This window comes from Mucilaginibacter angelicae (genome assembly GCF_042434235.1).
Lineage (GTDB): Bacteria > Bacteroidota > Bacteroidia > Sphingobacteriales > Sphingobacteriaceae > Mucilaginibacter > Mucilaginibacter angelicae.
The window spans coordinates 70,196-82,083 of the sequence record NZ_JBHLTS010000007.1; the positions used below are offsets into that span (position 1 = coordinate 70,196).

Annotated in this window: 15 protein-coding genes; 8 read left to right on the forward strand and 7 right to left on the reverse strand. The window is 42.3% G+C overall.

Going from position 1 to position 11,888, the window contains the following annotated elements:
- Positions 1 to 73 precede the first annotated feature (73 nt).
- Positions 74 to 556 carry a hypothetical protein gene (locus ACFFGT_RS03930; protein ID WP_377021202.1) on the forward strand — a complete coding sequence of 161 codons (483 nt, stop codon included), beginning with the start codon at positions 74 to 76 and terminating at the stop codon, positions 554 to 556.
- Here the strand turns inward: ACFFGT_RS03930 and ACFFGT_RS03935 are convergent, their stop codons facing one another.
- The 3 genes from ACFFGT_RS03935 to ACFFGT_RS03945 form a co-directional block, all read right to left on the reverse strand.
- Positions 557 to 1,480 (reverse strand): ROK family protein, encoded by a 924-nt coding sequence (locus tag ACFFGT_RS03935; RefSeq protein ID WP_377021203.1) that lies wholly within the window; start codon positions 1,478 to 1,480, stop codon positions 557 to 559.
- Positions 1,481 to 1,550: 70 nt separating this feature from the next.
- Entirely contained in the window at positions 1,551 to 2,129 is a 579-nt protein-coding gene (gene gldD / locus ACFFGT_RS03940) for a gliding motility lipoprotein GldD (protein WP_377021204.1), read from the reverse strand.
- Positions 2,126 to 2,932 (reverse strand): shikimate dehydrogenase family protein, encoded by an 807-nt coding sequence (locus tag ACFFGT_RS03945; protein WP_377021205.1) that lies wholly within the window; start codon positions 2,930 to 2,932, stop codon positions 2,126 to 2,128. Before ACFFGT_RS03945 ends, gldD begins: the two co-directional genes overlap by 4 nt.
- Positions 2,933 to 3,173: 241 nt before the next feature.
- Here ACFFGT_RS03945 and ACFFGT_RS03950 point away from each other — a divergent pair, with 241 nt between their 5' ends.
- Complete coding sequence (locus tag ACFFGT_RS03950; RefSeq protein ID WP_377021206.1) at positions 3,174 to 3,395, forward strand: hypothetical protein; 222 nt, start codon at positions 3,174 to 3,176, stop codon at positions 3,393 to 3,395.
- A 215-nt stretch (positions 3,396 to 3,610) separates the two neighbouring features.
- Here ACFFGT_RS03950 and pyk read toward each other — a convergent pair whose 3' ends face one another.
- A complete protein-coding gene (gene pyk, locus ACFFGT_RS03955; protein ID WP_377021207.1) occupies positions 3,611 to 5,050 on the reverse strand; it encodes a pyruvate kinase in 1,440 nt (479 codons plus the stop codon).
- 65 nt (positions 5,051 to 5,115) lie between these two features.
- Entirely contained in the window at positions 5,116 to 5,535 is a 420-nt protein-coding gene (locus ACFFGT_RS03960) for an IPExxxVDY family protein (RefSeq protein WP_377021208.1), read from the reverse strand.
- 154 nt (positions 5,536 to 5,689) lie between these two features.
- On the opposite strand from ACFFGT_RS03960, the gene ACFFGT_RS03965 reads away from it, so the two are divergent.
- From ACFFGT_RS03965 to rnc, 3 genes are read left to right on the forward strand one after another with little or no spacing between them, the layout of a single operon-like run.
- A complete protein-coding gene (locus ACFFGT_RS03965) occupies positions 5,690 to 5,926 on the forward strand; it encodes an acyl carrier protein (protein WP_031266521.1) in 237 nt (78 codons plus the stop codon).
- A gap of 20 nt (positions 5,927 to 5,946) precedes the next feature.
- Positions 5,947 to 7,200, forward strand: a complete 1,254-nt coding sequence (gene fabF, locus ACFFGT_RS03970; protein WP_377021209.1) for a beta-ketoacyl-ACP synthase II — start codon at positions 5,947 to 5,949, stop codon at positions 7,198 to 7,200.
- A gap of 10 nt (positions 7,201 to 7,210) precedes the next feature.
- Positions 7,211 to 7,936 (forward strand): ribonuclease III, encoded by a 726-nt coding sequence (gene rnc, locus ACFFGT_RS03975; RefSeq protein ID WP_110586156.1) that lies wholly within the window; start codon positions 7,211 to 7,213, stop codon positions 7,934 to 7,936.
- Between the two features lie 11 nt (positions 7,937 to 7,947).
- Here rnc and ACFFGT_RS03980 read toward each other — a convergent pair whose 3' ends face one another.
- Positions 7,948 to 8,757, reverse strand: a complete 810-nt coding sequence (locus tag ACFFGT_RS03980; RefSeq protein WP_377021210.1) for a hypothetical protein — start codon at positions 8,755 to 8,757, stop codon at positions 7,948 to 7,950.
- Positions 8,758 to 8,992: 235 nt separating this feature from the next.
- Between ACFFGT_RS03980 and ACFFGT_RS03985 the strand changes: the two genes are divergently transcribed.
- The 3 genes from ACFFGT_RS03985 (at position 8,993) to nadD (ending at position 11,202) form a co-directional block, all read left to right on the forward strand.
- Positions 8,993 to 9,868, forward strand: a complete 876-nt coding sequence (locus ACFFGT_RS03985) for a YicC/YloC family endoribonuclease (protein WP_377021211.1) — start codon at positions 8,993 to 8,995, stop codon at positions 9,866 to 9,868.
- A gap of 90 nt (positions 9,869 to 9,958) precedes the next feature.
- The gene (gmk, locus tag ACFFGT_RS03990; RefSeq protein WP_377021212.1) at positions 9,959 to 10,540 is read left to right on the forward strand and encodes a guanylate kinase; all 582 of its coding nucleotides are present in this window, start codon (positions 9,959 to 9,961) and stop codon (positions 10,538 to 10,540) included.
- Positions 10,541 to 10,629: 89 nt separating this feature from the next.
- Positions 10,630 to 11,202, forward strand: coding sequence for a nicotinate (nicotinamide) nucleotide adenylyltransferase (gene nadD, locus ACFFGT_RS03995; RefSeq protein WP_377021213.1), 573 nt, complete (start codon positions 10,630 to 10,632; stop codon positions 11,200 to 11,202).
- A 200-nt stretch (positions 11,203 to 11,402) separates the two neighbouring features.
- Here the strand turns inward: nadD and ACFFGT_RS04000 are convergent, their stop codons facing one another.
- The gene (locus tag ACFFGT_RS04000) at positions 11,403 to 11,864 is read right to left on the reverse strand and encodes a MaoC family dehydratase (RefSeq protein ID WP_377021214.1); all 462 of its coding nucleotides are present in this window, start codon (positions 11,862 to 11,864) and stop codon (positions 11,403 to 11,405) included.
- Between the last annotated feature and the right edge of the window lie 24 nt (positions 11,865 to 11,888).

Here is an 11,888-nt window from a genome sequence, read left to right on the forward strand (position 1 = left end):
TAGCTTTATAACAGCATTATTGACAGGCATGTTTTAAATTGCTCAATATATTCTAAAGCCTATCTTTATTGATATGAATTGCATCCTGCGTAAAAGCAATAAATTCGACTATCACACTAACCTTAGAGAGATTGTAAAGCCGATATTTGATGATCTTGCTGATTTAAATTGGTTAGTGGCAGATTTGGAGTATAGAAATTTTGAGGGAAGCTATCCACCGATTAACATGGATGACGACTATTTTATTCTGAACCCGGCCGAATTCGAAATTTTAGCAAATGCCGACATGCAAATTGTATGGGGAGCATTACTCGGTATCCCAAAACATAGCCCGATCCAGGTTGATGTGGATAACCCGCCTCGTGCTCAAACTTTGCTTGTCTGGAAAAACGGAAACATTCAACATCCGGATGCTATTATAGAGATAATTTGCTACGATAGTGGATATACTATCGTTAAATTTACAGATGAAGTGCTCTCAGATAAATTTAAAGCCTATTTTCAGGAAGCTGTTGAGTTAGAAAAATTCAAAAACAAATCAGCTCTGTATTATTAACTATAAGATTTGCTTCCTCAAATTTTCAATGGCCCCAACGGGTACCACCTGTTCGCCTAATTCAGCTATTACTACGTTAGGCCCGGGCAAAAACAATTTCATGATATTAGCCCGGATAGCCTCCTGTACCCGAACGCGCAGAGGTTCACCTAATAAAGATAATCCCCCACCCAGCACTATAATATCCGGGTGAAAAAGATGTACAGCGTGTGACAGGCCAAAGCCCAGATCGGCGGCGGTATCATCCAGTATTTTCCTGGCATCTGTGTCGCCCGCTTCCAAAGCTGTTATTAGTGTTTTGGCTTCACCTCCATCCATGCCTGCACAAAGTTGGGCGAGTTTACTGTGAGGCTTTTGTGCGATAAGCCCGCGGATCTTTTTGTCAACAGCCCAGCCCGAGCAGCTATCTTCAAGCGTAAGGCCTTCGCGGGTTAGGCGGATATGGCCTATCTCCGCTTCTCCGGGCTTGGCACCATGGTAAATGTTACCGTTGATAACCATTCCGGCGCCTACGCCGCTGCCAAGGGTTATATAAAATACGTGTTCATAATTGCGCCCGGCTCCTTTTAAAGCTTCACCAAGGGCTGCTACATTAGCATCGTTTTCGAGGATAACCGGTACATCGACCAGTTGCTTTAACCAGTCCGAAATATCAAATCCGTCCCAGCCGCTTAATTGGTGCGATTTGGCTATGCGCCCGGCTGTACGGTCAACCGGCCCGCCGAAACCAATGCTTATACCTTTAATAAGGTACTCTTTTGAAATAGCGATAATAGTTTGGGCAATGTGCTCCCTGATCCCTGCAGCACCCCGCGCTTTATCCACAGCAAAACGAAAACTGTTGTTAATAACCAGGTCATCACCGGCCAAAACCATTTGCAGTTTGGTGCCGCCTATTTCAATGCCTATATAACAATTTTGCATGGGTCAATATCCTGGATTAAGTTTTACCTCTATTATCCTGGCTCCTGATTCTTAAAGTCTTGCATCTACTTCACTTCCACCTAAAACTTTTGATCATCACAGCCATATCCTGTTTAATAAAATTAAGCACGGGCTGTATGGAATCAAGCCTGGGTTCGCTGTTAAAATACAGCGCCCCGCGTACATAGTTATGCGTACTATCGGTAAGGAAAAACTGCGCGGATGAAGCGGCATTGCCATCTATTGTATAATAAATACCATAAACCTTTTTATCGGCATAATGGATAATGCCTTCATCAATTGATGTTGCCTTTACCGTATGCTTAAAAGCAAAAGTGCGCGCATCCTCAACGAGCTCATTAAACTCTTTTTTTGAGCTGATGGGCTGGTAGCTTAAATGCAGTGTAGCATTAAACTGCGGAAACTGCATATTTACCCAGCAGGGTTTGGCATCGCGCTTTTTATCGGGTTCAATATAGGCGTATTTAGGGTATGTAAAGGCATAAGGGCAGCCGGCGGCATAATCTTGATATTCCTTTTTAGGGAACGGTATACGGTAGTAGCCACGTGGCTTGGGCGAATAATCACGATTGCCACCGCAGGCAGTAAAAAATAATAACGCCGTTACCAGTAAGGTTAAATACTTCATGGATGTTTCTCCTTTGAATTCCAGATCTCCCATGATTTTTCGGCCTGTAAAACCAGCATTTCATAACCGTTTTTAGTAACGGCGCCGCGCTCACGTCCTTGTTTTAAAAACAGGGTCTCTTCGGGGTTGTATATCAGGTCGTATAAAATATGGTTTTCGCCAATAAAGTCATAAGGGATGAGTGGGCATTCATCAACATTGGGAGAGGTACCCAGTGGGGTAGTATTGATGATGAGCTTATGCTGCGTGATGTGGTGCGGCTTAAGGTCGTTAAACAAAATATTATCCCTATGGTGAGTGGGCTTGCGGGTAATAATTTTATAGCTGATGCCTAAGTTTTCCAGCACACACTTAACCGCCTTTGCAGCACCACCATCGCCCAAAACAAGGGCATCATAATTTTCATCACCAATTAGCGGCTTTAATGATTCTTCGAAGCCATAAATATCGGTATTGTATCCTTCCAGCCTGAAATCGTGGTCTTTAATCCCAATCTCGCCCGAAAATGCAGCTTCAATCGGACTTTCGGCAGTTACCCGGATACAGTTTACAGCACCGGCTGTACGGGCGTCATGCTCTATCCAATCTAAAAAAGGCAATACTTTTATTTTATGCGGAATGGTTACGTTAAGGCCGCAAATATCCGGATGCTCATCAAGCAGGTCCTGCAGATCTTTGATATGCTCGATAGGATAAAGATCATAGCGTGCATCTGTAATGCCTTCGGCTTCAAATTTTTCGGTAAAAAACTTTTTTGAAAATGAGTGGGAAAGCGGAAAACCGATTAGTCCGTAGTGTTTCATGGTCAATTTATAACAATACCAGCTGCTAAAGTAATCAATTATAGCTTTAAGGCTGGCATATAGCCTTAATGCCGTAATATTAGCAACAAAACAGGCAATTTTAATTATTGATTTAAAAAGAGCGTACCGGAAAACATTCGGGATAAAATTATTAAAAATCGGGTTAATGGCGGTTTTGTTAAGCTAAATGGCAGTTTTGTTACACTGTTTTTGGGCAGCTTTGTGAAATACCCCTTGAATAATGACTGTTACTTTTAATGAGGATAAGTTCGGTACCCGTAATAACCATAACGATACAATACCAACAATTGGCAAAACAACCGCCGTAGAATGTCCGCGTTGCGGAAATAAATTTTGCGACCGGATAAAAAGAGGCGCTATTGTTAAACTGTTACTTCCCTGGCTTTCGGTAAAGCGCTACCGCTGCGCCAAATGTTCCAATAGCTTTTATAAACGCGGATAAAAACTGCAATTTGAAGAAACACCTACCTTTTATTTTTTAGGATAGCAAAAGAGATCGGGCCGTTCAACCTAAACCTAAATTGTGCCTGATTTTAATTGCGCTTTGCCGGCTTGTCTTCGGGTAGCCGGCATTGTTTTTGCAGATGTATCCCAACAAAAAAGCCCGCCAGTATCCCGGCGAGCCTTCTTCATTAAAAGTAAGATCTTCAAATAGCCTTATTCAATAACGCTCAGTTTAAGCGTATTGGTTTTACCTTGTTTAATAATAGGCGTAGAAGCTGTGTTAACAACTACATCGCCTGCTTTGATCAGGTTTTCGGCTTTAAGCACGTCATTAACATCAGCAATGGTTTGATCAGTACTTTCCAGCTGATCATAGTAGAATGCCCTTACGCCCCAAACAAGGCTAAGTGCATTTAACAGCTGCTTGTTTGATGTAAAGATGTATGTGCTGGCTTTAGGCCTGTGGCTTGATATTTCAAATGCGGTATAACCCGAAGTAGTCATCGAAACAATACCTACAGCGTTGCTTCTTTCGGCAATATGTACGGCCGATTCGCAAAGTGCATCGCTCAGGAAGTTTGGAGATGACGGATCCTTAACCACTGCTTGTTTAGGAGCGTTGAAAGGATAGCCTAACTCTTCAACATTGCGTACAATTTTGGCCATGGTTTCAATAACAATAACCGGGAACTCACCAACTGATGTTTCACCGCTTAGCATTACCGCATCTGCGCCGTCAAGTACGGAGTTTGCAACGTCATTTACTTCGGCACGGGTTGGGCGCGGAGTAGTGATCATTGATTCAAGCATCTGGGTAGCTACGATAACCGGTTTTGAAGCGGCACGGCATTTACGGGCAATCATTTTTTGCAGCAATGGCACTTCTTCAAGCGGCATTTCAACACCAAGGTCGCCACGCGCAACCATTACACCGTCTGTAGCGGCAATAATGGCATCAATATTATCAATAGCTTCAGGCTTTTCAACTTTGGCAATAACCTTAGCTGCCGAACCGCTGCGTGCTATAATCCGTTTCAGGTCAATAATATCTTCGCCTGTACGAACAAAAGAAAGACCGATCCATTCAACATCCTGTTTAAGGGCAAATTCAAGGTTGATCAGGTCTTCTTCGGTTAAGCTTGGGATAGATACTTTAGTATTGGGCAGGTTAACACCTTTACGGGATGTTAAAATACCGCCGTGAACAACTTCACATATAACCGTATCAATTTTGTTGGTTTCAATAACCCTCAATTGCAGCTTACCATCATCAAGCAAAATAATTTCGTTTGCCTGTACATCCTGTGGGAAGGTATCATAAGTAATGTAGATCTGCTCATCGTTACCAATGCACTCGTGTGTGGTAATTTTAATGTGCGTACCATTAACTAAATGAATACCGCCATCCTTTACCAGGCCTATACGGATCTTTGGGCCCTGTAAATCGGCAAGGATGCCTACGTTGGTTTTGTATTGATCGTTAATTTCGCGGATAAGATCGATCACTACCTTATGATCTTCGGGCTTACCGTGCGAAAAATTAAGACGGCAAACGTTAACACCTGCCTTGATCATCGCTAATAAAACATCTTTTTTAGCTGATGCCGGCCCCATGGTGGCAACAATTTTTGTTCGATTATAGTATAGTTCCATATTATTCGGGTTAAAACTGGAGGATATTTAATGATTGTAAAACCTACACCTTTTTAAATTCGGCGCTAAAATAACAGATTTTCCCGTGATTTTATTTTTTTTGGGTCAATCTTTACGGCTGCAACTATCTCAGGTATTTTATTGAGCGTAGATACGATCGTATCAAGCTCATTATCATCTATATAGTTACGGATCATTAAAAAATAGTCGGCACTTTTTATTTCAGGAACCAGGTAACCGTCTGATCCTTTATTGCCTATAAAGAAGAAATCTGTTTCGGTGGTTTCCCAGCTGTAGCGGTATAATGAAAACAAAACGGGCTCGGCCCCGGGGTAAATGTCAACTTCCAGGTCATCGTTTTTTACGAAATTAAAATTCAGATACTTGTTGATTAGAAAACAAACCCGGTAATCTTTAAGCGAGCTTGTTACTGCAATGAGCACAAAATCAAAATCGATCTCAAACTTTAAAAATTTCCTGTTCAAAATCATTACTTTTACGCCGTCAAAATTACTAATACAAACTGTTTCAATAAAATTTTGTTTAGAGATTTATATTGTAAAAGTTTTAGATTTGTTTATTGACAGAATTTATTTTTCTTTGCACTGAATTTTTATTAATCATTAAACTATAAAGACTATGTCTGATATCGCTTCAAGAGTAAAAGCTATTATCGTAGAAAAACTGGGTGTTGACGAAAGTGAAGTTACGCCAGAAGCGAGTTTCACCAATGATCTTGGTGCCGACTCGTTAGACACCGTGGAATTAATCATGGAGTTTGAAAAAGAATTTAACGTGGCTATTCCTGACGATCAGGCTGAAACTATTGGTACTGTTGGCCAGGCAGTTGCTTACCTTGAAAAAAACGTTAAATAAGAACTCCCTAACTGGATTAAATGGAGTTTAAAAGAGTTGTAGTAACCGGGCTTGGAGCACTTACTCCTATTGGCAACACTGTTTCAGATTATTGGAACGGACTGATCAATGGAGTAAGTGGCGCTGCCTTGATTAAAAGTTTTGATACCGAAAAATTCAAAACTAAGTTCGCGTGTGAAGTGAAAGGCTTTGACGCGGATGGTTTTTTGGGCCGTAAAGACGCCCGCAAATTGGATCCCTTTGTACAATACGCCTTATTCTCAACAGAAGAAGCCGTAAAAGACGCGGGATTAGATTTTTCAAAACTGGATACCAGCCGCATAGGTGTTATCTGGGGTTCGGGTATTGGTGGTTTAAAAACCTTTCTTGATGAGGTTACGGCCTTTGCAAAAGGCGATGGCTCACCACGTTTTAACCCGTTCTTCATCCCTAAAATGATTGCCGATATAGCCCCCGGCCATATATCTATTAAATATGGTTTGCGCGGCCCTAACTTCTCAACCGTTTCGGCATGTGCTTCATCAAACAACTCGCTGATCGATTCATTTAACTATATCCGTTTGGGTAAAGCTAACATGTTTATCAGCGGTGGTTCTGAAGCTATCATCAACGAAGCCGGTATAGGCGGTTTTAACGCCATGCATGCACTATCAACCCGTAACGATGACCCGGCAACGGCATCTCGTCCGTTTGATCTGGACAGGGATGGTTTTGTGGCCGGTGAAGGTGCAGGTACTATCATTTTAGAAGAATTGGAACATGCTAAAGCCCGCGGTGCTAAAATATACGCCGAAATGATGGGCGGCGGCATGAGTGCCGATGCCTACCACATGACAGCCCCTCACCCTGATGGTTTAGGTGCTGCCCTGGTTATGCGTATGGCCCTTGAAGATGCTAACCTTACCCCTGCCGATATTGATTATGTGAACGTTCACGGCACATCAACCCCAATCGGTGATCCGCAGGAAATTAAAGCAATACAGGATGTGTTTGGCGATGATATTTACCGTATCAACATTAGCTCAACCAAATCAATGACAGGCCATTTATTGGGTGCTGCCGGCGCGGTTGAAGCTATTGCATCGATACTGGCATTGAAACATGGTATCATCCCTCCAACCATTAATCACTTTACTGATGATCCGGCTTTTGATCCTAAGATCAATTTCACCTTTAATACCGCTCAAAAACGCGATATTAATATAGTGCAGAGCAACGGATTTGGTTTTGGCGGACACAATGCTTCTGTAATATTTAAAAAGTACGAAGATTAATTGTGGTTTGATGCCTATCAGTCGGTTCTACAAGCTTTATATATCACCCAACAGAAAGTATGTTAAAATTTTAAAGAATTTGCTCGGCTTTGTGCCGGGCAATTTGTCTTTATACCGCATGGCTTTTCGCCATAAGTCGGTAGCGCAAAACATCAAAAAAGGGGTGAAGAACAGTAACGAACGCCTTGAGTTTTTGGGCGATGCCGTATTGGGCAGCGTTGTTGCTGAAGTGCTTTTTAAATTATACCCTTATGAAGATGAGGGCTTTTTAACCGAACTGCGATCAAAAATAGTGAGCCGTGTTAACCTTAACGCGCTCGGTAAAAAACTGGGCTTTGATAAGCTTATTGAATATGATAACCGCATGCTTAACTCAAGCAGGCAGGGATCATTACTGGGCGATGCTTTTGAAGCCCTGATTGGTGCAGTTTATTTGGATAAAGGATATGACTTTACCAAAAACTTCCTGATCAACCATATTATAAAACCCCATATTGATATCCATACACTTGAGCAAACGGAAACCAATTTCAAGAGCAAGCTTATTGAATGGTGCCAGCGCCATGGCCGCGATATCATTTTTGAACTGGTAACCAACCAGGATGGCGAAAGTACCAAACTTTTCACCGTACAGGCCAATGTTGATGGCGAAGTAATGGGCTCGGGCAAAGAGTTTAGCAAAAAGAACGCCGAGAAGCTCGCTGCCGAAAAAGCCTGCGAAGCATTGGGGATCTAAAATCTTACTTACTAAAGCGGTGGCTGCTTTTCCTTTTTAAGCTGTACCGGTCCTTCGCCCAGTTTTACAGTGGTATCCGGTACTATGAACGTTGGGCTGTTTAACTTCTCAAGCTTATCTTTATCACTGCTGTTTTTATAATAGTCATACGCCCGTATGGTATGTTTAATCAAATCATAATCGGTCCATGCTTTAATATCCTTGTAGGTGGGGGTATAGTAATTCATGAACTTGCGGGCAAGGCTATCCGTAGCAAGGCCGGTATATTGTTTCACAAATGGCACGTTATAATGCTTGTGAATTTCGGCCTGCTCCAACTCGCTTTGGGCGTTTTGGGCAAAGCGGCGGGCCCGGTTTGGGGTTGTGCCCAAAAGTTCGTAAAGGCCGGTTACGGGGCTGCTTAAAAAAGATAATACAGGCGGCTTTCCATCATAATAAGATCCCTGTTTTTTATAATCTTTCATTACCTCGTTTATTTCCTGTCTTTTTGTTTGTCCAACAATTTTCACCTCATCAAGCTTTATAATGGGCTGCATGTAAACGGGCATATCGCTGTTGTTCAGCACCACTACTTTTTGGGGGGTATAGTCATCCCTGGAAAAAAGCAGGGTATCGCCAACTCGGGTTTTTATGCTGAACCAGCCTACATCGTCACTAAGTATCAGTGTTTTAGTATTGAGATCTTTAACAAACACCTGTCCAACCCGTTCATTAGTGACCTTTTTAGAGATAACGCCCTTTACCGTAAACTCCTGGGCCGAAACATGAATGGTTATAAGGCATAAAACGCCTGTTATAAGCAGGTATAAATAGTTGCGCATCAGTGATAATTGAACGTAAATATAGGAACTCTATTTTATAGCAAATGTGAAAAAGTGTTAAAGGGCGGAGTCCTGGTGATTAGAGGTTAGTGATTGGAGGTTAGTTTTTTGCTGCACAAGAGTTGAAATATAAGCCTTTTTAATAAATCATTACCCTTAAACCTGCTCTTTTGTGAATAGAAAACACTAATCTCTAACCTCCAACCACTAATCTCTAAATTTGCTATCTTTGCGCATGATAAAATCCATGACAGGGTATGGAATTGCCAGTTTTGATTCGGGCAATACAAAATATACCGTAGAGGTTAAATCCCTGAACAGCAAATTTTTAGAATTATCGCTTCGTTTGCCGAAGATTTTTGCCGAAAAAGAGTTTCAGCTGCGTAATGACTGCAGCAAGCTTATTGAACGCGGTAAAGTTAATTTATCTATTAACACCGAGCAGGTAAGCCAATCGGTAAAAGCGGCCGGCATTGATAAAGATCTGCTTAAACACTACTACAACCAGCTTAAAACGGTAAGTGAAGAACTTGGCGAGCCAACCGGCAACCTGCTTCAACTGGCATTAGGCCTGCCCGAAGTTGTGAAATACGAAGAAGATACCATATCTGAAGATGAATGGAAAGCCGTTGAAAAAACCTTTCAGCAGGCTATGGCCGCTTTCCAGGAATTCAGGGCGCAGGAAGGTAACGTTATTGAACAGGAGATAAAAGGCCGAATTAACACCATATTAAAAAACCTGGAACTTGTTGAGCTGGAAGATCCAAAACGGGTTCCATTGATCCGTGAGCGCCTTAATACATTTTTAGCTGAAGCCACGAGCCGCGAAGCTATCGACCAGAACCGTTTTGAACAGGAGCTGATTTACTATATCGACAAGCTTGATATAACCGAAGAAAAGGTAAGGTTGAAAGCCCATTGCGAATACTTTAATGAAACCCTTAAAAATGCCGATGCAAACGGTAAAAAACTGGGCTTTATTTCACAGGAGATTGGCCGGGAGATCAATACATTAGGCTCAAAAGCCAATGATGCCAATATCCAGAAACTGGTAGTAGGCATGAAAGAAGAGCTTGAAAAAATTAAAGAACAACTGTTAAACGTATTATAATTCATTTGTTCATTGGTTCATTCGTTCATTGGTCTTATCGCCGGTGAAAGCTGCACCATTGAACTAATGAACCAATGAGCTAATGAACTAATGACCAAAGAAGGTAAACTCATCATATTTTCGGCTCCGTCGGGCGCTGGTAAAACCACAATAGTACACCATTTGCTGGGGGAAATCCCCGGGCTTGAATTTTCCATTTCGGCCACTACGCGTGAGCGCCGCGGCGATGAAGTGCATGAGCAGGATTATTATTTTATAAGTAAAGAAGAATTTTTACACCGCATTGCCAAAAAGCAGTTTGTTGAGTTTGAAGAGGTTTACACCGGCACCTTTTATGGTACGCTCCGTACCGAAATTGAGCGCATCTGGGCAAAAGGTAAAACAGTAATATTTGATATTGACGTAGAGGGCGGTTTGCACCTTAAACGCAAATACGGGGCCCAGGCATTAGCCATATTTGTACAACCGCCATCACTTGAGGTTTTAATTGAAAGATTAACCGGCAGGGGTACCGATAGCGAAGAAAAACTGAAAGAACGCTTTGCTAAAGCAGAAAAAGAGCTTAAATACGCTCCGCAATTTGATATTATACTCAAAAATTACGATCTTGAAACGGCTTGTACGGAGGCGAAGGAATTAGTGAGTAACTTTATTAGCCCCCCGGCCCCCTGAAGGGGGAGTATAAAAAACTCATTTTGTACACCGGGACTATTTAATCTACTAAACTTTTAATTCCCCCTTTAGGGGGTTAGGGGGCACACATGAAAATAGGCTTACTGTTTGGTTCGTTTAATCCTATACACATAGGGCATTTGATCATTGCCAATTATATGGCAAACCATACCTCGCTTGATAAGGTGTGGATGGTGGTATCGCCTCAAAATCCGTTAAAAAAGTATGGCGATCTGATCAATACTTATGATCGCCTGGAAATGGCCCGCCTGGCTACTGATAATGCAAGCAATATCAGCGTGAGCGATGTGGAACTGAAACTGCCCCAGCCATCATATACCATTGATACCCTTGCCCATTTAAAGGAAAAATATCCTGAGCATGAGTTTGCCCTCATCATGGGGTCTGATAACCTTGGCTCACTGCATAAATGGAAGAACTATAAGCTTATCCTGCGCGATTACCGCATTTATGTGTACCCGCGTCCCGGGTATGAAAACGCAGAACTGGCCGATCATCCTTCGGTTACCATCACCATGACGCCGCTTATGGAGCTTTCGGCAACATTTATCCGCAAATCAATATCCGAAAAAAAGAATGTTCAGTTTTTTGTGCCCGATCCGGTATTGAAATTTATTGAGAGTAAGAGTTTGTACCGATAGAGATATAATCCCCGCGCCCGTGTCCTCACGGGCGCTTTTTTATTGCAGGTTTACCGTGAGGACACGGTAAACGGGGGATTATACGGTTTATTCTCCCCGTCATTGCGAGGTACGAAGCAATCGCGAACAATACAGAGCCGCTCGGCTAATCGGGGATTGCTTCGTGCCTCGCAATGACGGAGGGATTATATGGCCTCAGTTTATCCTATAAAGTGATATAAAAACACAACCTCACCGCTAAAGGCAGGCTTGCGCTGGTCTTTTATTTCGAGTTCGATGGCCATGGTAGCTTTGATAACGCCGCGCAGGTTAAGCAAGCCGGCCAGTTTTACTTTTAACCTTACTTCATTGTCAACCAGTACCGGCTGGGCAAAACGCAGGTTTTCGATACCATAATTAATTTCCATTTTCAGGTTATCGATCTTTACGATCTCTTTCCACAGGTGAGGGATCAGCGACAGTGTAAGGTAGCCATGTGCTATGGTTGATTTAAAAGGACTTTCGGTTTTGGCCCTTTCAGGGTCGGTATGGATCCATTGGTGGTCAAGGGTTGCATCGGCAAATTTGTTGATCTGATCCTGGGTAATGGTATGCCATGATGAAACGCCAAGGTCATTGCCTACCTGCTGTTCAAACTCCTGGAAATTACTGATTACAATCATAAGGTTTATTAATAGTTAGGGTAT

Coding starts and splice junctions, on each gene's coding strand:
- ACFFGT_RS03930 (WP_377021202.1), top strand. CDS start 74: ATGAATTGCATCCTGCGTAAAAGCAATAAATTCGACTATCACACTAAC.
- ACFFGT_RS03935 (WP_377021203.1), bottom strand. CDS start 1,480: ATGCAAAATTGTTATATAGGCATTGAAATAGGCGGCACCAAACTGCAA.
- gldD (WP_377021204.1), bottom strand. CDS start 2,129: ATGAAGTATTTAACCTTACTGGTAACGGCGTTATTATTTTTTACTGCC.
- ACFFGT_RS03945 (WP_377021205.1), bottom strand. CDS start 2,932: ATGAAACACTACGGACTAATCGGTTTTCCGCTTTCCCACTCATTTTCA.
- ACFFGT_RS03950 (WP_377021206.1), top strand. CDS start 3,174: ATGACTGTTACTTTTAATGAGGATAAGTTCGGTACCCGTAATAACCAT.
- pyk (WP_377021207.1), bottom strand. CDS start 5,050: ATGGAACTATACTATAATCGAACAAAAATTGTTGCCACCATGGGGCCG.
- ACFFGT_RS03965 (WP_031266521.1), top strand. CDS start 5,690: ATGTCTGATATCGCTTCAAGAGTAAAAGCTATTATCGTAGAAAAACTG.
- fabF (WP_377021209.1), top strand. CDS start 5,947: ATGGAGTTTAAAAGAGTTGTAGTAACCGGGCTTGGAGCACTTACTCCT.
- rnc (WP_110586156.1), top strand. CDS start 7,211: ATGCCTATCAGTCGGTTCTACAAGCTTTATATATCACCCAACAGAAAG.
- ACFFGT_RS03980 (WP_377021210.1), bottom strand. CDS start 8,757: ATGCGCAACTATTTATACCTGCTTATAACAGGCGTTTTATGCCTTATA.
- ACFFGT_RS03985 (WP_377021211.1), top strand. CDS start 8,993: ATGATAAAATCCATGACAGGGTATGGAATTGCCAGTTTTGATTCGGGC.
- gmk (WP_377021212.1), top strand. CDS start 9,959: ATGACCAAAGAAGGTAAACTCATCATATTTTCGGCTCCGTCGGGCGCT.
- nadD (WP_377021213.1), top strand. CDS start 10,630: ATGAAAATAGGCTTACTGTTTGGTTCGTTTAATCCTATACACATAGGG.
- ACFFGT_RS04000 (WP_377021214.1), bottom strand. CDS start 11,864: ATGATTGTAATCAGTAATTTCCAGGAGTTTGAACAGCAGGTAGGCAAT.